The 22699-nt window shown below is 68.0% G+C and carries 21 protein-coding genes; 6 read left to right on the top strand and 15 right to left on the bottom strand.

Annotated elements, in window-relative coordinates:
• Positions 1 to 196: 196 nt before the first annotated feature.
• On the bottom strand, positions 197 to 1210 hold the full coding sequence (gene pstS / locus CQ393_RS17520; protein WP_153193539.1) for a phosphate ABC transporter substrate-binding protein PstS: 1014 nt from the start codon (positions 1208 to 1210) through the stop codon (positions 197 to 199).
• A gap of 258 nt (positions 1211 to 1468) precedes the next feature.
• On the opposite strand from pstS, the gene CQ393_RS17515 reads away from it, so the two are divergent.
• Complete coding sequence (locus CQ393_RS17515; protein WP_153193537.1) at positions 1469 to 2722, top strand: porin; 1254 nt, start codon at positions 1469 to 1471, stop codon at positions 2720 to 2722.
• A 199-nt stretch (positions 2723 to 2921) separates the two neighbouring features.
• On the opposite strand, the gene nth is transcribed toward CQ393_RS17515, so the two are convergent.
• From nth to CQ393_RS17500, 3 genes are all read right to left on the bottom strand, one after another.
• On the bottom strand, positions 2922 to 3557 hold the full coding sequence (nth, locus tag CQ393_RS17510; RefSeq protein WP_153193535.1) for an endonuclease III: 636 nt from the start codon (positions 3555 to 3557) through the stop codon (positions 2922 to 2924).
• A 140-nt stretch (positions 3558 to 3697) separates the two neighbouring features.
• Entirely contained in the window at positions 3698 to 4039 is a 342-nt protein-coding gene (locus CQ393_RS17505; RefSeq protein WP_153193533.1) for a hypothetical protein, read from the bottom strand.
• A gap of 11 nt (positions 4040 to 4050) precedes the next feature.
• Positions 4051 to 4833 (bottom strand): enoyl-CoA hydratase-related protein, encoded by a 783-nt coding sequence (locus CQ393_RS17500; protein ID WP_153193531.1) that lies wholly within the window; start codon positions 4831 to 4833, stop codon positions 4051 to 4053.
• A gap of 166 nt (positions 4834 to 4999) precedes the next feature.
• On the opposite strand from CQ393_RS17500, the gene CQ393_RS17495 reads away from it, so the two are divergent.
• The 3 genes from CQ393_RS17495 to CQ393_RS17485 all read left to right on the top strand — a co-directional run bounded on the left by CQ393_RS17495 (position 5000) and on the right by CQ393_RS17485 (position 7610).
• Positions 5000 to 5701: an FKBP-type peptidyl-prolyl cis-trans isomerase N-terminal domain-containing protein gene (locus tag CQ393_RS17495; protein ID WP_153193529.1), complete on the top strand. Its 702-nt coding sequence runs from the start codon at positions 5000 to 5002 to the stop codon at positions 5699 to 5701.
• Positions 5702 to 5907: 206 nt separating this feature from the next.
• Positions 5908 to 6711, top strand: a complete 804-nt coding sequence (locus CQ393_RS17490) for a CoA pyrophosphatase (RefSeq protein ID WP_153193545.1) — start codon at positions 5908 to 5910, stop codon at positions 6709 to 6711.
• Positions 6708 to 7610, top strand: coding sequence for a sulfurtransferase (locus tag CQ393_RS17485; RefSeq protein WP_153193527.1), 903 nt, complete (start codon positions 6708 to 6710; stop codon positions 7608 to 7610). Before CQ393_RS17490 ends, CQ393_RS17485 begins: the two co-directional genes overlap by 4 nt.
• A 776-nt stretch (positions 7611 to 8386) precedes the next feature.
• Here the strand turns inward: CQ393_RS17485 and CQ393_RS17480 are convergent.
• The gene (locus tag CQ393_RS17480) at positions 8387 to 8947 is read right to left on the bottom strand and encodes an N-acetylmuramoyl-L-alanine amidase (RefSeq protein WP_153193525.1); all 561 of its coding nucleotides are present in this window, start codon (positions 8945 to 8947) and stop codon (positions 8387 to 8389) included.
• Between the two features lie 59 nt (positions 8948 to 9006).
• On the opposite strand from CQ393_RS17480, the gene CQ393_RS17475 reads away from it, so the two are divergent.
• The gene (locus CQ393_RS17475) at positions 9007 to 9534 is read left to right on the top strand and encodes an alpha/beta fold hydrolase (RefSeq protein WP_153193523.1); all 528 of its coding nucleotides are present in this window, start codon (positions 9007 to 9009) and stop codon (positions 9532 to 9534) included.
• A 137-nt stretch (positions 9535 to 9671) separates the two neighbouring features.
• On the top strand, positions 9672 to 11813 hold the full coding sequence (gene rlmKL, locus CQ393_RS17470) for a bifunctional 23S rRNA (guanine(2069)-N(7))-methyltransferase RlmK/23S rRNA (guanine(2445)-N(2))-methyltransferase RlmL (protein WP_343200030.1): 2142 nt from the start codon (positions 9672 to 9674) through the stop codon (positions 11811 to 11813).
• A gap of 258 nt (positions 11814 to 12071) precedes the next feature.
• Here the strand turns inward: rlmKL and rnfB are convergent, their stop codons facing one another.
• The 10 genes from rnfB to CQ393_RS17420 form a co-directional block, all read right to left on the bottom strand.
• The gene (gene rnfB, locus CQ393_RS17465; protein WP_153193520.1) at positions 12072 to 12536 is read right to left on the bottom strand and encodes an Rnf electron transport complex subunit RnfB; all 465 of its coding nucleotides are present in this window, start codon (positions 12534 to 12536) and stop codon (positions 12072 to 12074) included.
• A gap of 23 nt (positions 12537 to 12559) precedes the next feature.
• A complete protein-coding gene (locus CQ393_RS17460; protein ID WP_153193518.1) occupies positions 12560 to 13150 on the bottom strand; it encodes an HAD family hydrolase in 591 nt (196 codons plus the stop codon).
• 157 nt (positions 13151 to 13307) lie between these two features.
• The gene (metG, locus tag CQ393_RS17455; RefSeq protein WP_153193516.1) at positions 13308 to 15401 is read right to left on the bottom strand and encodes a methionine--tRNA ligase; all 2094 of its coding nucleotides are present in this window, start codon (positions 15399 to 15401) and stop codon (positions 13308 to 13310) included.
• Positions 15402 to 15634: 233 nt separating this feature from the next.
• Positions 15635 to 16081, bottom strand: coding sequence for a DUF2147 domain-containing protein (locus CQ393_RS17450; RefSeq protein WP_153193514.1), 447 nt, complete (start codon positions 16079 to 16081; stop codon positions 15635 to 15637).
• A 433-nt stretch (positions 16082 to 16514) separates the two neighbouring features.
• Positions 16515 to 16934, bottom strand: a complete 420-nt coding sequence (locus tag CQ393_RS17445; protein ID WP_343200029.1) for a VOC family protein — start codon at positions 16932 to 16934, stop codon at positions 16515 to 16517.
• A complete protein-coding gene (locus CQ393_RS17440) occupies positions 16931 to 18001 on the bottom strand; it encodes a serine hydrolase domain-containing protein (RefSeq protein ID WP_153193512.1) in 1071 nt (356 codons plus the stop codon). The genes CQ393_RS17445 and CQ393_RS17440 overlap by 4 nt, the downstream gene beginning before the upstream one ends.
• 33 nt (positions 18002 to 18034) lie before the next feature.
• The gene (locus tag CQ393_RS17435) at positions 18035 to 19945 is read right to left on the bottom strand and encodes a DUF885 family protein (RefSeq protein WP_153193510.1); all 1911 of its coding nucleotides are present in this window, start codon (positions 19943 to 19945) and stop codon (positions 18035 to 18037) included.
• Positions 19906 to 20529: a hypothetical protein gene (locus tag CQ393_RS17430; RefSeq protein WP_153193508.1), complete on the bottom strand. Its 624-nt coding sequence runs from the start codon at positions 20527 to 20529 to the stop codon at positions 19906 to 19908. The genes CQ393_RS17435 and CQ393_RS17430 overlap by 40 nt, the downstream gene beginning before the upstream one ends.
• 326 nt (positions 20530 to 20855) lie before the next feature.
• Positions 20856 to 21416, bottom strand: a complete 561-nt coding sequence (locus CQ393_RS17425) for an RHS repeat domain-containing protein (protein WP_194269709.1) — start codon at positions 21414 to 21416, stop codon at positions 20856 to 20858.
• Between the two features lie 500 nt (positions 21417 to 21916).
• Positions 21917 to 22699, bottom strand: a 783-nt coding sequence (locus CQ393_RS17420; protein ID WP_194269708.1) for an RHS repeat-associated core domain-containing protein, incomplete at its 5' end; no start/stop codon positions are given.

Genomic DNA, 22699 nt, shown 5'->3' with positions numbered 1-22699 from the left:
CGGGAAGCGGGAACGGGGAAGGGTGTTTCCAGGGGCGCTTCGCATCCTCGGATGCCGCTGCTTTCTGCAGGTCGATAACCTTGCGCTCCCTTTTCCCGCTTCCCCGTTCCCGCTTCCCGCTCCAACAAAAAAAGCGCGGATCACTTGATCCGCGCCCGAGGCGACGAGGGAGAGGGCCCGCCGGCTCTTTGCCCGGTTACTTCAGGTTCTGCTGGTTCCAGTAGGTCTCGATCTGGCGGACCAGGGTGTCCGGCAGCGGCACGTAGTCCAGTGCCTTGGCCTGGTTCTTGCCGCTGCTGTAGACCCAGCGGAAGAAATCGGTGGTGTTCTTCAGGCTGCCGGCCTTGGAACGCTTGCGCACCAGGATGAAGTTGGTGGCGGTGATCGGCCAGGCATTGGCGCCCGGGGCGTTGGTGATCACCAGGTTGAAGTCGCGGGCGTTGGCCCAGTCGGCGCTGGCAGCCGCGGCGGCGAAGGTTTCGTCGCCCGGCTGCACGAAGCGGCCGGCGGCGTTCTTCATCTGCGCGTAGGCCAGGCGGTTCTGCAGCGCGTAGGCCAGTTCGACATAGCCGACGCCGCCGCGGATCTGCTTGACGTAGGCGGCCACGCCTTCGTTGCCCTTGCCGCCGATGCCCACCGGCCACTGCACCGTGGTGCCTTCGCCGACCTGGCTCTTCCAGTCGGCGCTGACCTTGGACAGGTAGTTGGTGTAGTTGAAGCTGGTGCCCGAACCATCGGAGCGGTGCACGACGGTGATCTTCAGGTCGGGCAGCGCCAGGCCGGCGTTCAGCGCGACGATGGCCGGATCGTTCCACTTGCTGATCTTGCCCAGGAAGATGTTGGCCAGGGTCGGGCCGTCCAGCTTCAGTGCGCCCGGCTGCAGGCCCGGCACGTTGGCCACCGGCACCACGCCGCCGATCACCGACGGGAACTGCGCCAGGCCCGAGGACGCCAGGTCTTCGGACTTGAGCGGCGCGTCGGACGAACCGAAATCGACGGTGCCGGCCTTGATCTGGGCGATGCCGCCACCCGAGCCGATGGACTGGTAGTTGACCTTGTTGCCGGTGGCGGTGGCGTAGTCTGCCGACCACTTGGACATCACCGGGAAGACGAACGACGCGCCCGCGCCGGTGATGTCGGCGGCCTGCGCGACCAGGGCGAACGAGGCAAGGGCGGCGCCGGTGAGCAGGCGGAGTTTGAAGGAAGACATCGCGGAGTGGCTCCTGAGGGTAATGGTGACCGGCGCTGGCCGGCAGACCGCTATTGCAGGGGCTGTCCATGAATCTTTTGCGACGTGTCGGTGACCGTTCGATGACAGCAACGCGTTCCGGCCGCTGTCGCCGCTTCGTCACCGCGTTGTCGCATGGCTGTCATGTGGTTAACGGAATCTTCGCAAAACGCCTGCCCGGCGCTCGTGCCGGGCGGGTGTCCACCTGAAGCCCTTCCACACTCCTTGGAGAGATCCCCGATGCGTTCCCATTCGCTCGCCCTGGCAGTCGCCGCCAGCCTCGGCCTGGCCTCGGCGCCGGCCTTCGCCGCCGGCCCGGCCGTGACTCCCGCGCAGATCGAACAGCTGCAGGCGCAGATCGCCGCCCTGCAGGCGCAGGTGCAGCAGCTGCAGACCCAGTCCGAATCGCTGCAGGCCCAGTCCGACGCGCAGTCTGAAGTGAACGTCACCCAGGCGCAGGCGCTGGAATCGGCGCAGAAGACGCAGACCAGCGTCGACAAGCTCGCCAAGCTGGTCAACGACAACAAGATCGGTGGCCGCATGTTCTTCGACGTCAGCAGCATCGACCAGAAGACCAACGGCAGGAAGACCGACGCTACCGGCACCGGTTTCGACGTCAAGCGCTTCTACCTGACCGTCGACCACAAGTTCAACGACATCTGGTCGGCCAACCTGACCACCGATTTCCAGTACAGCTCGGCCATCGGCAACACCGAACTGTTCGTCAAGAACGCCTACGTGCAGGGCACGTTCGACCCGGCCTTCGTGCTGAAGATCGGTGCGGCGGGCATGCCGTGGACCGGCTATGTCGAGAAGTACTACGGCATGCGCTATGTCGAGAACACCCTGACCGACCGCCTCAAGTACGCCAACTCGGCCGACTGGGGCATGCACGCCAGCGGCGACCTGGGCCAGGGCCTCAACTACGCCGTGTCGGTGGTCAACGGCGCCGGCTACAAGAACCCCAGCCGCAGCAAGGGCGTGGATGTGGAAGGCCGCCTGGCGTGGGAAATCACCCCGGAATTCGCGGTCGCCCTCGGCGGCTACAGCGGCTATCTCGGCCAGGACAAGCAGACCAACAGCGCCGAGAAGCGCTACAGCCGCGGCGATGTGATGGTTGCCTACGCCAGCCCGGTGTTCCGCCTGGGTGGCGAATACTTCACCGCCAAGAACCTGAGCCAGGTGCAGCAGACCATCGCCTCGCCGGTCAGCGACAAGGCCACCGGCTGGTCGCTGTGGAGCAGCGTGCGCCTGGCGCAGACCGCCAACGGCGACGTCAGCGTGTTCGGCCGCTACGACAACACCGACACCAGCAAGACGCTCAACCCGTTCCGCGAGGACACCTACTGGAACGTCGGCGTCGAGTACCCGGTGCTGAAGAACTTCAAGCTGGCCGCCGTGTACAAGGACACCGACGCCACCGTGGGTTCGTTGGCCAGCCCGTCGCAGACCAAGACCAAGGAACTGGGCATCTGGGGCGACCTGAAGTTCTAAGCGTCCGTTCCCGATGGAAACACGCGACGGCGGGCTTCGGCCCGCCGTCTTCGTTTCGCTTTCCCAACCCGGTAGGAGCGGCTTCAGCCGCGATGGGGCCGTTGCACCGGTCCCGCCGCGGCTGCCCGCATCTCCGTGCACGGGATTCAAGAGGGAAGTCCCCATCGCGGCTGAAGCCGCTCCTACGGGAGGCGGCGGGTCAGGCCGGGGTCTTGTCCTTGTAATGGCACAGGTCGCGGATCACGCACTGCGGGCAGTCCGGCTTGCGTGCCTTGCACACATAACGGCCGTGCAGGATCAGCCAGTGGTGCGCATCCTGCAGGAACTCGGCCGGAATCACCTTCAGCAAGCCGTCTTCCACCGCGCGCACGTCCTTGCCCGGCGCCAGGCCGGTGCGGTTGGAGACGCGGAAGATGTGCGTGTCCACCGCCATGGTCGGCTCGCCGAAAGCGGTGTTGAGCACCACGTTGGCGGTCTTGCGGCCGACCCCGGGCAGGGCCTCGAGCGCGGCGCGGTCGGCGGGCACCTGGCCGCCGTATTTCTCCACCAGGATGGCGCAGGCGGCGATCACGTTCCTGGCCTTGGCGTTGTACAGGCCGATGGTGGAGATGTAGGGCTTCAGCCCTTCCTCGCCCAGCGCGAGGATCGCCTGCGCGGTGTTGGCCACCGGGAACAACCGGCGCGTGGCCTTGTTCACGCCCACGTCGGTGGCCTGCGCCGACAGCGTCACCGCCACCAGCAGCTCGAACGGCGTGCTGTATTCCAGTTCGGTGGTCGGGTGCGGATTGAGTTCGCGCAGGCGCGTGAACATCTCGCGCACTTGCTCGCCGGTCATGCGTTTGGAACGGGGGACGCCTGCAGGGGGGCCGGAAGCGCGGGGCTTCTTGGTCTCCTGCGCCTGGCCGGTTTCCGTTTTTTTCGTTCTGGCTGGGGCTTTCGCCTTGGCTTTCATCGTCACTGCCGCCTGGTTCCTCTTCACTCGTTCCTGGCCTTGGCCTTGGCGCGCGCCAGGATCGCCGCCGCGGCCGGGGGCAGGGCGGGCTTGCGGTCGGGTGCCGGCGGTGGCGCACGCCGCGCCTCGCGCTCGGCGGCGCGGCGCGCCAGGCGCACCGCGCGTGCGCGGTGGCGCCCGCGCGCGGCCCAGGCCTCGCGCAGGCGCTGCTGGGTGTCCTGCAGCAGTTGCGGCAGGCGCGGGTCCAGCGCGGTGTCGCCCGGCTGCGGCACGTAGTCCATCAGGCCGGCCTCGAGCGCGGCGTCGATGTCATCGTCCAGCACGTACTGCAGCAGCTGTCGGGGCGATGCGGAAGGAACGGGCATTGCGGCGGGGCTCAGCAGTTGCGGAATTCCGGCGTGCGGCGTTCGAGGAAGGCGGCGGTGCCTTCGCGCATGTCCTGGGTGGCGAACATCAGCCCGAACTGCGCGCTTTCGTATTCCAGCCCTTCCTCGATGCCGCATTCGCCGCCGACGTTGACCGCGTCGAGCGTGCCGCGCAGCGCCAGCGGCGCGGCCTTGGCCAGCTGCGCGGCGACCTTCAGGGTTTCCGCTTCCAGTTCGGCCGCCGGCACCACGCGGTTGACGATGCCCAGCTGCAGGGCGCGGGCGGCGTCGATCGGCGCGCCGAGCAGGCACAGTTCCAGCGTCGCCGCGCGCCCGGCCAGGCGCAGCAGGCGCTGGGTGCCGCCGAAGCCCGGGATCAGGCCGAGGTTGATCTCCGGCTGGCCGACCCTGGCGCTGTCGGCGGCGATGCGCAGGTGGCAGGCCATCGCCAGTTCCAGGCCGCCGCCCAGGGCGAACCCGTTCACCATGGCGATCACCGGCTTGGGCAGGCGCTCGATGCGCCGCATCAGGCGCTGGCCGAGCAGGGAGAAGTCGCGCCCCTGCACCGGTGTGAGGCCATTCATCTCGGCGATGTCGGCCCCGGCCACGAAGGCCTTGGCGCCGGCGCCGGTCAGGACCACCACCCGCACGTCCCCGGCCGCGGCGGCCTCGGCGAAGGCCGCGTCCAGCGCCTCCAGGGTCTGGCGGTTGAGCGCATTGAGCTTCTCCGGGCGCTGCACGGTGATGGTGCGGACGCCATCGCGGGTGCTGATCGAAACCGGTGCCTCGGACATGCTGACTCCAGGGAAAAGTTAAGGAAAAGTAATCGGGGAACTCCGGCCACGACCGTTGGTCAGAAGCCCTTGTCGTCAGTGGCGGTCCGCCGTTGTGGCGGCTATCCTAACCCGTCGCCTCTAGCGGCATGGTTGCCCTGAGACATCTTTCCTGGAGAACTGTTTGATGAAGTTGCGTTCTATCGCGGTCGCCGTGGCCGCCCTGGCCCTCACCGGCACTGCAATCGCCCAGGACGTCTCGTCCGAGAAGGGCAAGCTGAGCTACTACTTCGGATACGACTACGGCAACAACCTGGCTGAGCTCACCGCCCGCGGCGAACAGCTGGACATCGCCTCGGTCGTCAAGGGCCTGCAGGACGCCTACGCGAAGAAGCAGCCGGCGATCACCAGCGACCAGCTCAAGCCGGCCGTCGAGGCGTTCCAGCGCCGCGAGCAGGGCCGCGCCGAGGCCGCCAAGGCCGAGTACGAGAAGGCCGCCGCCGAGAACAAGACCCGCAGCGACCAGTTCATGACCGCCAACAAGGCCAAGGCCGGCGTGCAGACCCTGCCCGGCGGCGTGCAGTACCGCGTGATCGAGGCCGGCGCCGGCGCCAAGCCGACCCAGGCCAGCACCGTCGCGCTGGAAGTGGCCGGTCCGTTCCCGTACGGCCAGCGTCCGCAGGAAGCCCGTCCGGCCCAGCAGATCCCGTCGATCAAGGTCAGCGAAGTGGAAATGGCGGCCATGCGCGAGACCCTGCTGCAGATGCCGACCGGCGCCAAGTGGGAAGTCACCCTGCCGCCGGAGAAGGCCTACGGCGCCGATCCGCGCACCCCGTTCCCGCCGAACGTGGCCGTGCAGTTCGAGATCAAGCTGGTCAGCGTCAAGTAATCGCCGTCCAGTGCGGGAAAGACGAGTGCGCCGGCGGCCAGTACGCCGGCGCACTTTTCGTTGGGGCTTCCCGCCGCCGCGTCCGGCCGATGCCCGCGCTCCTGCCGATGCCGGCCGGCGCGGCGGGGGCCTGGCGCGCCGCGCATGATCTTCCGCGGGACGCCCCATGCCCGCGTTCGCGCTAGGCTTGCCCCATGTCGCACTCGATGGATGCCGTACGCCGTGCCGTTTCCAGTCCCTGCATCGGAACCTGTTCGCTGGATGCCGGCCGCCGGTGCCGCGGCTGCCTGCGCACGGGCGAGGAGATCGCCGGCTGGATGCGCATGAGCGAGCAGCAGCGCCAGCACCTGATGCGGGACGTGCTGCCGGCGCGCGCGCTGGAAGCCGGTTCGCTGGCCGCCGCGCTGCCCGGCAATGAGCGCCTGCTGCGCGCGCTGAATCCGCTGGCCGCCGCACCCACCGACAAGGGCTGGAACTACGGCGAACTGGCCGACCTGCTGCCGCCCGGGCCGCCGGCCGAGGCGGCGGTGCTGGCCGGGCTGGTGCCGCGGCCGCAGGGCGTGCAGGTGCTGCTCACCCGTCGCACCGAGACGCTGCGCAACCACGGCGGCCAGGTCGGTTTTCCCGGCGGGCGCATCGAGCCGGGCGACCGCAACCCGGTGGCCGCGGCCCTGCGCGAGAGCGGAGAGGAGATCGCGCTGCCGCACGAGCGGGTGCAGGCGCTGGGTTACCTGGACCCGTTCGTCACCATTACCAGCTTCCGCGTCACCCCGGTGGTGGCGGTGATCGACCCGGCGTTCGTGCCGGTGCCGCAGCCGGCGGAAGTGGCCGAGGTGTTCGAGGTGCCGCTGGATTTCCTGATGGACCCGGCCAACCTGCGTCAGGTCGAGATCGAACACCGCGGCCGCATCCGCCACGTCCTTGAATACACCTGGCCGGGACAGCGCATCTGGGGCGCGACCGCGGCCATCCTCTACAACCTGCGTCGCCGACTGGAGCAGACCCCATGAATGCCATCGACCCGCCGTGGACCACGCTGGTGGACGCGGCCTCGCTTGCCGCCGTGCTGCCCTCCGTTTCGCCGCGCCTGGTCGATGCGCGCGCCACCGCCAGCGCCGCCACGCGGCTGGTGGACGCGCGCTTCTCGCTGGCCGATCCGCAGTCCGGCGCCGCGCAGTATGCGGCTGGGCATCTGCCGGGCGCGGTATACGCCGATCTCAACCGCGATCTTTCCGACCTGTCGCGGCCGGGCCATGGCCGTCATCCGCTGCCGGACAGCGACGCCTTCGCCGCCACGCTGGGGCGCTGGGGCATCGGCCCGGACACGCAGGTGGTGGTCTACGATGCCGGCGACGGCAGCATGGCGGCGGCGCGGCTGTGGTGGCTGCTGCGGCTGATCGGCCACCGCAGGGTCGCGGTGCTCGATGGCGGCGTGGCGGCGTGGCAGGCCGACGGACACCCGCTGTCGGCCGATGCGGCGGACGTGCAGGCGTTGCCGCCGTATCCGGGGCGCTTCGACCTGGCGCAGGTCGCCAGCGCCGACGAGATCGCCGCGCGCCTGGCGCAGGCGCCGGGCTGGCTGATCGACGCACGCGCCGGCGAGCGCTACCGCGGCGAGGTCGAGCCGCTGGACCGCGTCGCCGGCCATGTGCCCGGCGCGCTCAACCGCCCGTTCGCGCTCAACCTGCGCGATGGCCGCTTCCGCCCGGCCGCGGAACTGCGCGCCGAGCTCGAACCGCTGCTGGGCGCCCATGCGCCGGGCGAGGCGGTGATGATGTGCGGCTCGGGCGTCACCGCCTGCCACCTGCTGCTGGCCTTCGAGGTCGCCGGCCTGAGCGGGGCGCGGGTGTTCGCCGATTCGTGGAGCGGCTGGTCGTCCGACCCCTCGCGCCCCGTCGCCAAAACGTAGGAGCGGCTTCAGCCGCGATAGGGCTTGCCTGCGGAGGCATCCGCGGCAGTGCCTGCTGCCGCCCGGGAATCGGGTTCGAGATTGCTCGCTTGACGGCAGCTCGATGTTCGCCGACTGGTGGAACGGCAGCTGGTCGTCCGACCCATGTGTCCGGTAGCGCACCCGTAGGAGCGGCTTCAGCCGCGATGGGGCTTGCCCCTGCAAAGGCATCCGCGGCGGTGCCTGCCTCCGCCCCGGAAATCGGATCCGAGGCTGCTCGCCGACGGCAGCTCGGTGTTCGCCGACCCGTGGAACGGCAGTTGGTCGTCCGGCCCATGTGCCCGGTAGCGCGCCGGTAGGAGCGGCTTCAGCCGCGTAGGGCCTGCCTGCAAAGGCTTCCGGGGCGGTGCCTGCCTCCGCTCCGGAGAGTCGGGTTCGAGGTTGCTCGCCTGACGGCAGCTCGATGTTCGCCGACTCGTGGAACGGCGGTTGGTCATCCGACCCATTTGCCCGGTAGAGCCGCCCGTAGGAGCGGCTTCAGCCGCGATGGGGCCTGCCTGCGGAGGCATCCGCGGCAGTACCTGCTGTCGCCCCGGAATCGGTTTTGAGGCTGCTCGCCGACAACAGCTCGGTGTTCGCCGACTCGTGGAACGGCGGCTGGTCGTCCAACCCCATGTGCCCGGTAGCGCGCCCGTAGGAGCGGCTTCAGCCGCGATGGGGCTTGCCTGCGGAGGCATCCACGGCAGCCGTCCCAGCGGGAGTTCAATGGTAAGGCCCCATCGCGGCTGAAGCCGCTCCTACGGGGGTTCCGGGAGGCGTTGCAGTGTCGTCGCCGCCAGTACGGCGTCCCATGGGAACCGCGGGCCGGGGTCGCGCTTGCGCGGCACCCGCTGCGAAGGATCGTCGCTGGCCGCCACCTGCTCGGTGTCCAGGTCCTCGTGGCCGGCGATCCAGCGCAGCGCCGGCAGGCGCTGCGGCAGCCAGCGCAGCAGCGCGACCAGCGCGTCGATCTGCGCCTGCGGATAGGGCTCCTCCATCGCCTGGTGGCGCGAATCCAGCCAGTCGGGATAGCGGCCGGTGTTGACCAGTTCGATGCCGAGCGCGCGCGGGTTGATGCCGCGCACGTGGTGGGCGCTGCGCTCGGGCGCGACGTACTGGTGGATGCTGCCGTCGCGGTCGATGTAGTAGTGGCCGCTGTTGCCGGTGCCGCTGTCGTAGAGCACGCGTTCGCCGTATTCGCGCGCCATCGCCAGGTCCGGCAGTTCGGTGCAGTGGATCACCACCAGGTCGATCGCCGAGGGTTCGCGCAGTGGCAGCAGCGGTTCGTAGGGCAGGGGGGCGGCATGGATCGCGGGCATGGCATGCATCGGCGGATGCTAGCATTGCCGCCCCGTTCCGCTTCGTTTTCCGGTGTCCAATGAGCCGCGGCCACTGCATTCTGTCCCATGGTTTCGAGAGCGGTCCGGACGCGACCAAGGTCACCGCGCTGGCCGACGTGGCGCAGCGCCTGGGCTGGAGCCACGAGCGGCCGGACTACACCGATCTGGACGCGCGCCGCGAGGTCAGCGAAGTGGGCGACGTGCCCGCGCGCCTGCAACGCCTGATCCAGCGGGCGGGCGAAGCCGCGCGGCATGGCCCGGTGGTGCTGGCCGGTTCCAGCCTCGGCGCCTACGTCTCGGCCATCGCCTCGCTGCACGTGCCGGTGCGCGGGCTGTTCCTGATGGTGCCGCCGACGAAGATGGGGCCGATGCCGGCGCTGGACGCAGCGCCCGTGCCGACCAGCGTGGTCCATGCCTGGCGCGACGAACTGATCCCCCCGGCCGCGGTCATCGAGTGGGCGCGGGCCCGCGCCGCGCGGCTGCTGCTGGTCGACGACGGCCACCGCCTGGAGAACCACGTCCAAGCTTCGGCACACGAATTCGAGGCGCTGCTGCAGCGCCTGTAGGAGCGCACCGCGGTGCGCGACGGGGCTTTCCCGCCGCCGCCCGCCAGGCACCGGAGGGCGCCCCCACAGGGCGATCGGGCATTGCCCCGTACAATACGCGCCCCCGGCATCGCCGCCGTTCCTGTGATCCCCACCCCGTGAAATTCTTCGTTTCCTGCGCCAAGGGCCTGGAGTACCTCCTGGCCGACGAACTGCTGGCGCTGGGCCTGCCCAAGGCCACCGCCACCATCGCCGGGGTCAATGCCGAAGGAGAGCTGCGCGACGCGCAGCGCGTGGTGCTGTGGTCGCGCCTGGCCAGCCGCGTGCTGTGGCCGCTGGCCGAATTCGACTGCCCGGACGAGGGGGCGTTGTACCAGGGCGTGCTGGCGATGCCGTGGGAAGAGCATCTGGACGCCGAGCTGACGCTGGCGGTCGATGCGCACGTCTCCGGCACCGCCATCACCCACGCGCGCTTCGCCGCGCAGCGGATCAAGGACGCGGTGGTGGACCGCCTGCGCGGGGAGGGCCTGGAGCGGCCGTCGGTGAACGTCGAGCTGCCGGACGTGCGCATCAACCTGTCGCTGCGCAAGGGCCGGGCCACGATCTCCATCGACCTCGGCGGCGGCTCGCTGCACAAGCGCGGCTGGCGCCTGGCGCAGAACGACGCACCGCTGAAAGAAAACCTCGCCGCCGCGGTGCTGCTGCGCGCCGGCTGGCCGAAGATCCACGCCGAAGGCGGCGGCCTGCTCGATCCGATGTGCGGCGGCGGCACGCTGTTGATCGAAGGCGCGCTGATGGCGGCCGACGTCGCCCCCGGCCTGCAGCGCCATGGCAGCCTTCCGCCCAGCCGCTGGCGCGGCTTCGACCAGGCGCAGTGGCGCGAACTGATGGCCGAGGCGCGCGAACGCGAGCGCATCGGCCGCGCCGCGTTGAAACAGGTCATCCACGGCAGCGACCTCGACCCGCAGGCGATCCGCGCGGCCAAACAGAACGCCGAGGAAGCCGGGGTCGGCGAGGCGATCTGGTTCGGCGTGCGCGACGTGGCCGACGTGCAGGTGCCGCCGCAGGAAACCGGCTGCGTGGTCTGCAATCCGCCCTACGACGAACGCCTGGCCGCCGATGCCGCGCTGTACCGCCGGCTTGGCGACGCGCTGAAGCAGGCGGTGCCGCAGTGGCGCGCCAGCCTGCTGTGCGGCAGCGCCGAACTGGCCTTCGCCACCGGCCTGCGCGCGCGCAGGACCTACCAGCTGTTCAACGGCGCCATCGAGTGCACGCTGATCGTCTGCGACCCCATCGCGGTGGCCGGGCGCGCCGACGATGGCCAGCCGCGCGAGCTCAGCGAGGGCGCGCAGATGGTGGCCAACCGCCTGCGCAAGAACCTGAAGAAGTTCAAGAGCTGGCGTGCGCGCGAGAACGTGAGCTGCTTCCGCGCCTACGACGCCGACCTGCCGGAATACGCGGCGGCCATCGATGTCTACCAGGAGGACGGCGGCAAGCGCCGCACCTTCCTGCACGTGCAGGAATATGCCGCGCCGGCCGCCATTCCCGACGCCGACGTGCGCCGCCGCCGCAACGAGCTGCTGGCCGCCGCGCGCGAGGTGTTCGCCGTGCCGGCCGAGCAGGTGGCGCTCAAATCGCGCGAGCGCGGCAAGGGCGGCAGCAAGTACGGCCGCTTCGAGCAGCGCGGCGAGTTCGTCCTGGTGCGCGAGAACGAGGCGCTGCTGCGGGTCAATCTGTTCGACTACCTGGACACCGGCCTGTTCCTGGACCACCGCCCGCTGCGCCGGCACATGGCCGAACAGGCGCGCGGCAAGCGTTTCCTCAACCTGTTCTGCTACACCGGCGCGGCCAGCGTGGAAGCAGCGGTGGCCGGCGCGTCCTCGACCACCAGCGTCGACCTGTCCGGCACGTATCTGCAGTGGTGCGCCGACAACCTGGCCCTCAACGGCATGGGCGGCAGCCGCCACCAGCTGGTGCAGGCCGATGCGATCCAGTGGCTGGAGGCCGAGCAGGGCCGGTACGACGTGATCTTCTGCGACCCGCCGACCTTCTCCAACTCCGCGCGCGCCGACGACTTCGACGTGCAGCGCGAACAGCTGCGCCTGCTGCGCGCGGCGGTGGCGCGGCTGGCGCCGGGCGGCGTGCTGTATTTCTCCAACAACTTCCGCCGCTTCAAGCTGGAAGAGAACGCCATTGCCGAATTCGCGCGCTGCCGCGAGATCAGCGCCAGGACCATCGGCCCGGATTTCGAACGCAACGCGCGCATCCACCGCGCGTGGGAGCTGCAGCGGCTGCCATAAGCGCTGCCTGCCCCATCCGTAGGAGCGGCTTCAGCCGCGATGGGGCTTTCCCTCGCTTGCCAAGTGACAGGCAGGGATTGCAGGGAAAGCCCCATCGCGGCTGAAGCCGCTCCTACGGTGCCGAAGCCATTGGACCGGGGGATGAGTTGCGCGATCTTGCGTTGTGCGCAGCCTCCGCTGGTAGTGCCGGCTGGCGGCTGGCGGCTGGCGGCTGGAGGCCGCAGGGCGCCTAAGGATCTCCAGGGATGCGTGCCGGCATTACAAGGAGCGTTGGCTGTGGCCGGCGTCCCGTCCCTGGCCATGCGTGGAGGCCGGCTCCAGCACGATGCAGTCCACCGGGCAGGGCGGGATGCACAGCTCGCAGCCGGTGCACAGGTCGGCCAGCACGGTATGCATGTACTTTGCGCCGCCGACGATGGCGTCCACCGGGCAGGCCTGGATGCACTTGGTGCAGCCGATGCAGTCGGCCTCGACGATGACCGCCACCTGCGCCGGTTTGTGCTCGCCGCGGCTGCGGTCGAAGGGGCGCGCCGGCACGCCGAGGATGCGCGCAAGCGTGCGCGCGCCGGCATCGCCGCCGGGCGGGCAGTGGTCGATGCCCGCCTCGCCGCGCGCCATCGCCTCGGCATACGGGCGGCAGCCGTCGTAGCCGCACTGCCCGCACTGGGTCTGCGGCAGCACCCGGTCCAGGCGTTCGATCAGGTTGTCCGGTGTGTCGTGCATGCGTGGCGTAGGCTGCGCGTGGCTCAGGAAATCTGTCTGCCGCGGTACCAGCGCTCGTGCGCCAGCGCCAGCATCGGCTTGTCCTCGCGGCTGTCGCCGTAGGCATGGATGCGGCCGAACGCCTTCAGGTCGAACAGCCGCCGGATGTGCTCCACCTTGCGCGGACCGCAATCGCCGTCGGCGAAGCGGCCGGTCAGGCGGTTGTCCTGCACTTCCAGCCGGTTGCAGATCACGCGCAGGCCCAGCCCGTCGCACCATGCCTGCAGGTACAGGTCGATGGAGGCCGAGACCACCGCCACGGTATGCCCCTGCGCCTTGTGCCACTGGATCTGCTCCAGCATCTCCGGGCGGACCATGCCGGGCAGGTGGTCGCGGGCGTAGTCGGCGGCCATCTGCGCGATCTCGCCGGCGTGGCGGCCGGTGAACACCTGCGCAGTGACGCGGCGGCGGATGCGCTCGGCCGAGATCAGCTTCAGGCGGTAGGCCAGCAGCCACGGCCCGACCCGCCACCACGCCTGCGCACGCTGCTCGGGCGTGGCCACGCGCCGCAGGAAACGGCTGTAGGTATCGCAGGCGGTGATGGTGTGGTCGAAATCGAACAGGGCCAGTTCCATGGGGAAGGGCAGGGAATGGGGAATGGGGGAACGGGGAATGATGGAGTATCGGCCCGTGAAGCAAGGCCTGGTGGCAGGCTGTCGGCTTCGGGATTCCAATCAGGCATCAGGTTGCGTCATTGCCACATTCCCTGTTCCCCGGTCTCCGATCCCCGCTTCACCGCACCGGCATGCCGGGCAGGGCGCCCACGTCGGCATCCAGCAGCGCCAGCGCGCCGCCGTCGAAGCCGGCCGACAGGATCATGCCTTCGCTCAGGCCGAAGCGCATCTTGCGCGGGGCCAGGTTGGCGATGAACACCACGCTGCGGCCGACCAGCTTCTCCGGCTCGCCGTAGCTGCCGCGGATGCCCGAGAAGATCTGGCGCTGGCCCAGGTCGCCGGCATCGAGCAGGAAGCGCAGCAGCTTGTCCGAACCTTCGACGAAGCCGCATTCGATCACCTTGCCGATGCGCAGGTCGAGCTTGGCGAAGTCGTCGATGCCGATATACGCGGAGGCTTCGCCTTCGGCCTTGGCCTCAACTTTTGTTTCGACCTTCGCAGGCTTTTCGGCCTTGGCCGGCTTGGCGTCGGCGGCGGTCGGGGCGGCGAGGGTGTCCTTGGAGGCGTCGGTCATGGCGTCGATCATCTTGGGGTCGATACGGGTGAACAGCGCCACGTAGGTGGCGATGGTGTGGGCGGTGAGCGGCCGGGCGATATCGTCCCAACCGTGCATCGGCGCATCGAGGAAGCCCTCGGCCTGCTGCGCGGTGGCCGGCAGCACCGGCTTGAGTGCGGCCACCAGCACGCGGAACAGGTTCAGGCCCTGGGTGCAGACCGCCTGCAGTTCGGCGTCGGCGCCCGACCGGCCGTTATCAAGCTCCTTGGCGATCACCCACGGCTTGGTGTCGTCGATGTACCTGTTGGCCTCGTCGGCCAGCGCCATGGTCAGGCGGATGGCGGCGGCCGGGTCGTTGCGCTCGTAGGCCTCGCGCACCGGCGCCAGCGCGGCGACGAAGCGGTCGTACTGGGCCGGGTCGGGCAGCGCGTCGGCCAACCGGCCGTCGAAGCGCTTGGAGATGAACCCGGCGCAGCGGCTGGCGAGGTTGACGAACTTGCCGACCAGGTCGGCGTTCACCCGCGCGGTGAAGTCGGCCAGGTTCAGGTCCAGGTCGTCCACGCCGCCGGAAGACTTGGCGGCGAAGTAGTAGCGCAGCGCTTCCGGTGCCAGGCCGACGTCCAGGTAGGTGCGGGCCATGACGAAGGTGCCGCGCGACTTGCTCATCTTGGCGCCGTCCACGGTCAGGTAGCCGTTGACGTGCAGCTTCGTCGGCGCGCGCAGGCCGGCGCCGTGCAGCACCGACGGCCAGAACAGGCCGTGGAAGTTGACGATGTCCTTGCCGATGAAGTGGTGCAGTTCGGTGTCGCTGCCGGCGGCCAGCACCGCGTCGAAGTCGTCGCCGGTCTTCGCGCACAGGTTCCGGAAGCTGGACAGGTAGCCGATCGGCGCGTCCAGCCACACGTAGAAGTACTTGCCCGGCGCGCCGGGGATCTCGAAGCCGAAATAGGGCGCGTCGCGGGAGATGTCCCAGGCGCGCAGGCCGCCCTCGGCGTCCAGCCATTCGGCCAGCTTGGCCTTCACGCCCGGCAGGGCCACGTCGCCGGCCAGCCAGTCGCGCAGGAAGTCCTGGAAGCGGCCCACCTCGAAGAAGTAGTGCTCCGAGTCGCGGATCTCGGGCGTCGCGCCGGATACCACCGACCTCGGGTCGATCAGGTCGGTCGGGCCGTAGGTGGCGCCGCAGACCTCGCAGTTGTCGCCGTACTGGTCCGGCGACTTGCACTTCGGGCAGGTGCCCTTGATGTAGCGGTCGGGCAGGAACATGCCCTTGGCCGGGTCGTAGAACTGCGCCACCGAGCGGCGGCTGATGTGGCCGGCGGCGTCGAGCCGGTTGTACAGCGCCTTGGTCAGCTCGCGGTTGGCGGCCGAGTTGGTCGAGTCGTAATGGTCGAAATCCACGCCGAACGCGGCGAAATCGCGCTCATGGCTGGCCTGGATGTTGGCGATGAAGGTCTCCGGGCTCACCCCCGCCTTTTCCGCGGCCAGCATGATCGGCGTGCCGTGGGTGTCGTCGGCGCAGACGTACCAGACCTTGCCGCCCATCAGCCGGCGCGCGCGTACCCAGATGTCGGCCTGGATATAGCCGACCAGGTGGCCCAGGTGCAGCGGGCCGTTGGCATAGGGCAGGGCGTTGGTGACGAGCGCGGTACGGGTCATGGCCGTTGGGGAGAACAGGGGGACCGCGGATTATCGCATGCCGTGCCTCGCCGGCCGGAAGCGGGCCGGGAAATACGAAACCCGGCCGTGGCCGGGTTTCGTGACGTACGGGGTAGGAGCGGCTTCAGCCGCGATGGGGTTTACCCATCAACCCTGCCCGCATGCCGACAGCTGCGGCAGGGTTCACATGCAGGCCCCATCGCGGCTGAAGCCGCTCCTACGCGGGGATGGGGTTACATGCGTTCCCACACCTGCGACTTGCACATGAACAAGATGCAGCCGGAAACCTTCAGCTTGGCACCGCCTTCGAGCAGTTCCATCTCGGACTTGTAGACCTTGCCCTCGTCGGGCTTGAGGATGCTGCCGCCGCTCCACTTGTTGGCGCCGTCGGCGCGCATGCCGCGGATGATCTCCATGCCGGTGATCGGCTTGCCCTTGCGGTCGTCGCTGCACTTGTCGCAGGTCGGGTTGGGGCGGCTGGGGTTGAGCAGTTCGACGATGCGGCCGTGCAGGGTGCCGTTGCTGGTACGGCCGATCTCGACGATGGACTTGGCGCGCTGGGTATCCGGGTCGATCTGGCGCCAGCGGCCCTCGGCGCTGGCGTTGTCGGCCTGCGCGGCGGTGATGCCGGCCAGCGCCAGCGGCAGGGCCAGCAACAGGGTCGTGAAGGTCTTGCGCATGCGTGTCCCCTCCCAGGGCGGTGTCGTGATCCGGCGGTGCCGGTTGCAGGCGAATGTATACCCATTCGCTGCGGTACGGAATCCGCACCGCAGCACGTCCGGCCAGGGCTGGATCGTTCGTCTCACTGCAAAGTGATCCGCTTGCGGTTGTCGGCCGAAACGCGGTCGATCAGCTTGTTGTAGGGGTCGAAGCCGGCCTCGTCGGGGCGCCCGTCGACGGTCACGGTGAGCTCCGGGGCGGCCGTGGTGACGTGGTGGCGCTGCCGGCTCGCACAGCCCCCCGTAGGAGCGGCTTCAGCCGCGAACGCCTTCCTCGCGGATCGAAAAGCATTCGCGGCTGAAGCCGCTCCTACGGGGAGGTGTGCGCAGCACTATCCGTTGGTGCGGCGCATCCCACGGGGCTTCCGGCGGCCTGCACCGTCAGGAGCGCCGCTCATCGGCGCGTGGTGCCTTCCGGCGCGTGCGTGTCCTCGTACAGCTCCAGCGGCAGTTCGTCCGGGTCGGCGAAGAAGGTGAAGCGGCGGCCGGTGTATTCGTCCACGCGCACCGGCTCGCAGGCCACGCCTTCGGCCTGCAGGTGGGCGATGGCCGCGTCCAGCGCGGCGACGCGGAAGGCCAGGTGACGCAGGCCGCACGCTTCCGGGCGGCTGGGCCGCGGTGGCGGCGCGGGGAAGGAGAACAGTTCCAGCTGGCCGCCGTCGGGCAGGCGCAGGTCCAGCTTCCAGGACTGGCGCCCGGCGCGGAAATGCTCGGCGACCACCTCCAGCCCGAGGATGCGCGTGTAGAAATCGCGCGAGCGCGCGTAGTCCGAAACGATCAGCGCGACGTGGTGGATGCCCTGCAGCAGGTTCACCGCTCCGTTTCCAGCCAGCGCCCGGCGATCTTGCGCGCCAGCGGATAGGGTTCCGGATCGTTGCGGTTGGTCAGCACGATCACCGTCAGCTTCTGCTTCGGGTAGCGCAGGATCACGTTGCGGAAGCCGATGCTCTCGCCGCTGTGCCACAGCATGTCGCCGTTGATGCGCCAGCCGAAGCCGTAGAACGGCACGTCCGCTTCAGGGGTCTTCGTCGCCGGGCTGAACGCAAGCCGCAGCGAGTCGCGGCGCAGCAGGCGCTCGTCGTACAGCGCGGCGTCCCACTTGGCCAGGTCGTCCAGGGAGGAATAGATGCCGCCATCGCCGAGCACGGCGCTGGTGGTGCTCTGGTCGGTGCGCTGCCAGCGGCCGTCGATCTCGCTGTAGCCATAGGCGCGGGTGGGCACTTCGTCCACGCCGTCCTGGTGGGCGTAGGTTGCCTGCATGCCCAGCGGCAGGAAGATGCGCTGGCGCAGGAAGCTGGCGAAGCCGCTGCCCGAGGCCTTGCCGACGACCAGCGCCAGCAGGGCATAACCGCTGTTGCTGTAGCGGTAGTCGCTGCCCGGCGCGAAGTAGGTGCGGTTCTCCTTCTCCAGCAGGTGCAGCACGTCGATGTCGTGCACCTGGCGCGTGTCGGCCGGGTCCATCAGGTCTTCGTAATCGAGCAGGCCGCTGGTGTGGCTGAGCAGGTTGCGCAGGGTCATCGCGTCAGCCACCGCCGGCAGGCTGGGCAGCCACTTCTTCAGCGGGTCGTCGATGGACAGCCTGCCGTCCTCGGCCAGCAGCAGGATGGCGGCGGCGGTGAACTGCTTGCTGACCGAGGCCAGGCGGAAGTTGGTCGCCGGCGAGACCGGCGTGCCGTCCTCGACCACCGCCAGTCCGTAGCCGCGGCGGAACACCGGCTGGCCGTCCTTGAGCACCAGCACCGCGGCGCCGGGCACGCGGCCGTCGTAGCGCTGCATCAGGCCGTCGATGCCGGTGTCAGGGGGCGTGGCGGGCGTGGCGGGCGCGGCAGCGGCCGCCACCGTGGAGAACGCGAACAGGCACAGCGGGGCGAGTCGGGACATCCACGGCATCATGGGGCGGCTCCTTGGGCGGGGTCAGTTTTTCTTGCTGGCGATCCAGCGGTCGATCTTGGCTTCCAGGATATCCAACGGCATCGAGCCGTCCTTCAGGATTTCGTTGTGGAACTCGCGTGGGTCGAAGCGTTCGCCCAGCGCGGCCTGCGCCTTTTCGCGCAGGCGCCGGATCTTGATCTCGCCCACGCGGTAGGCCAGCGTCTGCCCGGGCAGCGCCATGAAGCGCTCCACTTCGGCGGTGGCGTCGGCGGCGCTGATGTCGGCGTTCTTCACCATGTACTCGATCGCCTGCTGGCGGCTCCAGCCGGCCGCGTGCAGGCCGGTGTCGGCGACCAGGCGCACGGTGCGCAGCAGGGTGGTCTGCAGGTAGCCGAGGCGGTCGTAGGGATCGCGGTAGATGCCCATTTCATCGCCCAGCGATTCGGCGTACAGGCCCCAGCCCTCGACGAAGGCGACATCGCCGCCGAGCCGGCGGAAGCGCGGCAGGGTGGATAGTTCCTGCTGCAGGCCCAGCTGCAGGTGATGGCCGGGAATGCCTTCGTGCAGGTACTGCATCGGCACCGCCCAGCGTTTGCGCGAAGGCAGGTCGCGGGTGTTGACCTGCAGCACGCCGGGCTGGCTGCCGTCGGCGGAGGCGGGCGGCTGGTAGCTGGCGGCGCTGGCGGTCAGCGCGTGCTCGGCCGGCACCGGCTGGATCGCCAGCGTCGCCTTGGGACGGGTGTCGAACAGCGCCGGCAGCGCGGCGTCCACCTGCTGGCCGACCTCGCGGTAGCGCGCCAGCAGCGCGGCCTCGTCGCGGAAGGCGAACTGGCGGTCGGTGCGCATCGCCGCGAAGGTCTTCTGCATCGAGCCGCGGATCTTTGCGTCCTTCATCACGCCGGCGATGCGTGCCTGCAGGTCCTTGACCTCCTGTTCGCCCAGCGCGTGGATTTCCGCCGGCGTGCGCGAGGGATTGGTCAGGCTGGCCACGGTATGCGCGTACCAGGCCTGGCCGTCGGGCAGCGCGCCGAGGCCATCGGTGACGCGCGCGGCCGGCAGATACTGGGTGGCGATGAAGCCGCGCAGGGCGCGGTAGGCCGGCAGCAGCCGGTACTCGATCATGCGCTTGTACTCGGCGGTCAGGCGCTCGCGGTCCTCGGCGGAGAAGTCCTCGGGCATGTTGCGTACCGGCGCCCAGAAGATGCTTTCCTCGGCCGTCGGCCGGATCACCGCATCCAACTGCGGCAGCACCTTCTCCATCAACGCCCGCGGCTGCACCACGCCGGCGGCCATGCCTTCGCGCATGTTGGCCATGGCCTGCTCGAACAGCGCCGGTACCCCCAGCGAGCGGCGCGACCAGTTCTCGTAGTCCTTCACCGTGCGGAACGGCTGCGCGCCGGCGCCCGAGCCCAGCACCGCGACCAGGCTGGCCAGGTTGTTGTAGGGGTTGATCGGCAGCATCCACGAGGGGTACCGCTCGGCGGCCAGCGAGGTATGCGCATCGCGCACGAAGATCTCGTAGCTGAGCAGGTCCTGGCCCTGCAGGCCTTCCTTGCCGACCGCCTCGGTCTTGCCCAGCCACTCGACCATGAAGTCGTGCGCCTGCTGGCGCGAGGCCGGCGACAGGAAGTTGGGCAGCTGGTCATTGAAGCGCGGATCGCCCTGGAAGGTGGCCTGCAGCGGGTTCAGCCGCATCGAGGCATCCCAGTACTCGTCGTAGATCCGGTTCAGGCGGCTGGCGTTGTCCTGTGTGATGGGCAGCGGCGCGTGCGCCGGGCGGGCCGCCGGCCGCGCCGCGGGCCGGCTGCTGCGCGCCTTGGGCTTGGCTGCGCGGGATTGCGTCGCGGTCGGGCGCTGGCTCTTCTTCTTCGCCGCCTCGGCGGGCGTGGCGGCGGAGAACATCAGGACGGAGGCTACGGCAAGCGCGAGAAAGCGAAGCGTGCTGGAGGACATCGGTGGTTCCGGAAACGCACAGGTCCCGGAGCTTGCCTCAGAGTGGGGAAGGAGTGAAGGGGAGTTCTCCAGATACGGCAGCCCATGAAGCCGATCTCGTCGCCCAGCGCGTCGTTGTGCCAATACAGCACGTCCTCCGTTTCCGCTCCGACCGGGCGCCGGCGGATCGCCACCACGCTGCCGTTGAGATAGACCTGCTGGAAGCGCATCCCGATCTGCTCGTCGCGTTGCAACAGCAGTTTCCCGTCCAGGCTGTACATCTCGTACAGGGCATCGGCCGTACTGGACGTGCGTACCCACCGTCCGTGCGCGTCGTAGCGGTACGTCTCCGTGCCCAGCGCCGTGCGCAGCCGGTTGCCGTGGTCGAACACGAACAGGTGGCCGTTCTTGTTGTTCACGTTGCCACGCGCGTCGTGCCCCAGCCCGATCACGCTCGGACCGCCCGGGCCATCGAGCACGTTGGTCAGCCGGTTGTTCGCGTCGTACCAGTACACATGGTCGCGCCCGGCCACCGTGGCCCGGGTGATGTTGTCCAGCACGTCATAGGCATACGTCGCCCCGCCCGAATACAACGGCGAGGTCACGCTCGTCAGCCGATCCCGGCCGCCGTAGCCCATGTTTAATTGCCTCCGTCCCCTTTAAGTCAGTCCCCTTTAAGTCAAAAAATTAGCTGCCATTCGCATTCAAAATAAAACACGCGCCCTGATCTTCAAAATGCCCAGTGACCACAGCTGGAAATGTGCAATCAAGCTTGATTTCATCCCCTGATCCATCATCCATGATGACCAAGTCACTATACTGAATTTTATTTATCAAAAAACAAGGTCTGACTGGCAGGGCTATATTCGCAACTTCGAAACGCCCTTGGTTATTGGTGCTCGCCAGGACTCTTCCGTCACATTTCGAAAAATCATCCAAGTTCTTTGACATATAGACAGAAATGCCGGACAAGGGCTCTCCATTGAAAGTAATCCTTCCGGATATTTTTCTTCCATCGGAATCCCCTGCGCAGGAAGCAAGAGGGATAAGTAGCAAAAGCCCCCGCACTTTGATATTCACTTGACCTTCTCCGTAGTTCCATTTCCGTGAACAGGTTGCCGTTCTTGTTGTTCACGTTGCCGCGTACGTCGTAGCCCAGCCCGATGATGCTCGCGCCGCCCGGGCCGTTGAGCACGTTGGTCAGCCGGTTGTTCGCGTCGTACCAGTACACATGGTCGCGCCCGGCCACCGTGGCCCGGGTGACGTTGTCCAGCACATCGTAGGTATAGCTGGCTCCGCCCGGATACAGCAGCGAGCTCACCGAGGTCAGACGGTCGCGTGCGTCGTAGCCCATGCTGCGCGTCTGCCGGCCCGCGGCCGTGTAGTCGGTGATCGCCGACACGTTGCCGTTGGCGTCATAGCTGTAGGCCAGGTCCAGCAGGCCGCCGCTGTCGGTGCTGCGCGCCGACAGTTGCCGCGCGTTCTGCGACATCGTGTGCACCAGGCCGTTGTCGTAGGTGAACCGCTTGCTACAACCAACAGCGCCCACACCAGGCGTTGAAGATGATGACCCCAGACGCGGCCTATACCGCAACATTAACGCATGATCTGAGCAGGAATCGGTGGGTCATTACATCAACAACCACGACCTGAACCGCCTCATCAAAATTCCGCGAAGAGCAAGAAAAAATCGCTCAACTCTACCAATTGAAAACAGCGTGAACCCAAGATCACGTGCATGCTTCTCTTCAACTAGACCCGACTCAACCTCCCAGATATTCCGAATCACATAGTAGGTCGAAAACATACCGACTGATTGCTGAACTATCCCGTGCCGAGCCATTCTTTCCCGCATCAACTGCTCCGCACGATTAACCGCGTTACGAGCGTTGTTCGCATATGTATAGAAGGTTCCATGAAACCCAAACGCCGGGCATGAACCGCGCACGCACACAAAGACGCCCTCAACAACAATTTGATACGGAATCATCTCTACTTGAACTCTTCATCAAGGCGTTTTGAGTCAAGGCGACCTTCGACGCGGAATACGCCTTGGAAGCCACCATCCTGCCCCATTTTCACGCCAGGCATAGGAAGCCCCGTTGCTTTGCTAATAGCGCCCATTGCGTTATTGAATCTCGAAATATCTGCTTGCTCCGCTGGGCGTGGGGCAGCGTCCGGAATATACTCCGCCGCCTCAGCCACTTGATCGAGAGCCGCGACTGCGGATGCCGCCGCCACGCTCAACTTCCCCCAGAACGTATGTCCTCGCACTCCGTCTGTTTGATAGTGAGGCAATCCTTTACCAGAGCCATCTTTTAGATCATGCGCAACATCACGGCGTGCGCGGCCGGAATTTGCCGCATTCTCAATCTGATGTGACAGCTGCCGGCGGTTTGTCCCAATGTCGAGTTCTTGGCCGCCTTGCCTACGCAACTCGACTGCTCTTTCCTTTGAAACCCTCGCGACCTTCTCCACTCCGCCTTGCACCAGTCTGACTATCCATACAGCCGCCTTAGCACGGCCGTCGGGATCGGCGAAACTGTACGGGTTGTTATCGGCATACCAGTATCGATTAAACGCTCCCACCGGATTGCTGTAGGCGGTAATGGGATCCACGCTCAGGAAGCGCGGGATCAGCGGGTCGTAATAGCGCTGCTGCATGTAGACCAGGCCGGTGGCCTTGTCCATCATGTGCCCGGTGTAGCCCGGACGGTTGTCGTTGCTCCGGTTGAGCATCTTCCCGTACGGCTCATGCTCGGTCGTCTGCAGCGT

This window comes from Stenotrophomonas sp. MYb238 (assembly GCF_009496535.1).
GTDB lineage: Bacteria > Pseudomonadota > Gammaproteobacteria > Xanthomonadales > Xanthomonadaceae > Stenotrophomonas.
The sequence above is the reverse complement of the archived record's forward strand: the minus strand, read 5'-3'. Positions and strand labels throughout refer to the sequence as shown.

What these genes read in the sequence shown, in the direction of transcription:
- pstS (WP_153193539.1), bottom strand. Translation starts at nt 1,210, where the DNA reads ATGTCTTCCTTCAAACTCCGCCTGCTCACCGGCGCCGCCCTTGCCTCG.
- CQ393_RS17515 (WP_153193537.1), top strand. Translation starts at nt 1,469, where the DNA reads ATGCGTTCCCATTCGCTCGCCCTGGCAGTCGCCGCCAGCCTCGGCCTG.
- nth (WP_153193535.1), bottom strand. Translation starts at nt 3,557, where the DNA reads ATGACCGGCGAGCAAGTGCGCGAGATGTTCACGCGCCTGCGCGAACTC.
- CQ393_RS17505 (WP_153193533.1), bottom strand. Translation starts at nt 4,039, where the DNA reads ATGCCCGTTCCTTCCGCATCGCCCCGACAGCTGCTGCAGTACGTGCTG.
- CQ393_RS17500 (WP_153193531.1), bottom strand. Translation starts at nt 4,833, where the DNA reads ATGTCCGAGGCACCGGTTTCGATCAGCACCCGCGATGGCGTCCGCACC.
- CQ393_RS17495 (WP_153193529.1), top strand. Translation starts at nt 5,000, where the DNA reads ATGAAGTTGCGTTCTATCGCGGTCGCCGTGGCCGCCCTGGCCCTCACC.
- CQ393_RS17490 (WP_153193545.1), top strand. Translation starts at nt 5,908, where the DNA reads ATGGATGCCGTACGCCGTGCCGTTTCCAGTCCCTGCATCGGAACCTGT.
- CQ393_RS17485 (WP_153193527.1), top strand. Translation starts at nt 6,708, where the DNA reads ATGAATGCCATCGACCCGCCGTGGACCACGCTGGTGGACGCGGCCTCG.
- CQ393_RS17480 (WP_153193525.1), bottom strand. Translation starts at nt 8,947, where the DNA reads ATGCCCGCGATCCATGCCGCCCCCCTGCCCTACGAACCGCTGCTGCCA.
- CQ393_RS17475 (WP_153193523.1), top strand. Translation starts at nt 9,007, where the DNA reads ATGAGCCGCGGCCACTGCATTCTGTCCCATGGTTTCGAGAGCGGTCCG.
- rnfB (WP_153193520.1), bottom strand. Translation starts at nt 12,536, where the DNA reads ATGCACGACACACCGGACAACCTGATCGAACGCCTGGACCGGGTGCTG.
- CQ393_RS17460 (WP_153193518.1), bottom strand. Translation starts at nt 13,150, where the DNA reads ATGGAACTGGCCCTGTTCGATTTCGACCACACCATCACCGCCTGCGAT.
- metG (WP_153193516.1), bottom strand. Translation starts at nt 15,401, where the DNA reads ATGACCCGTACCGCGCTCGTCACCAACGCCCTGCCCTATGCCAACGGC.
- CQ393_RS17450 (WP_153193514.1), bottom strand. Translation starts at nt 16,081, where the DNA reads ATGCGCAAGACCTTCACGACCCTGTTGCTGGCCCTGCCGCTGGCGCTG.
- CQ393_RS17440 (WP_153193512.1), bottom strand. Translation starts at nt 18,001, where the DNA reads ATGTCCCGACTCGCCCCGCTGTGCCTGTTCGCGTTCTCCACGGTGGCG.
- CQ393_RS17435 (WP_153193510.1), bottom strand. Translation starts at nt 19,945, where the DNA reads ATGTCCTCCAGCACGCTTCGCTTTCTCGCGCTTGCCGTAGCCTCCGTC.
- CQ393_RS17425 (WP_194269709.1), bottom strand. Translation starts at nt 21,416, where the DNA reads ATGTCGCAGAACGCGCGGCAACTGTCGGCGCGCAGCACCGACAGCGGC.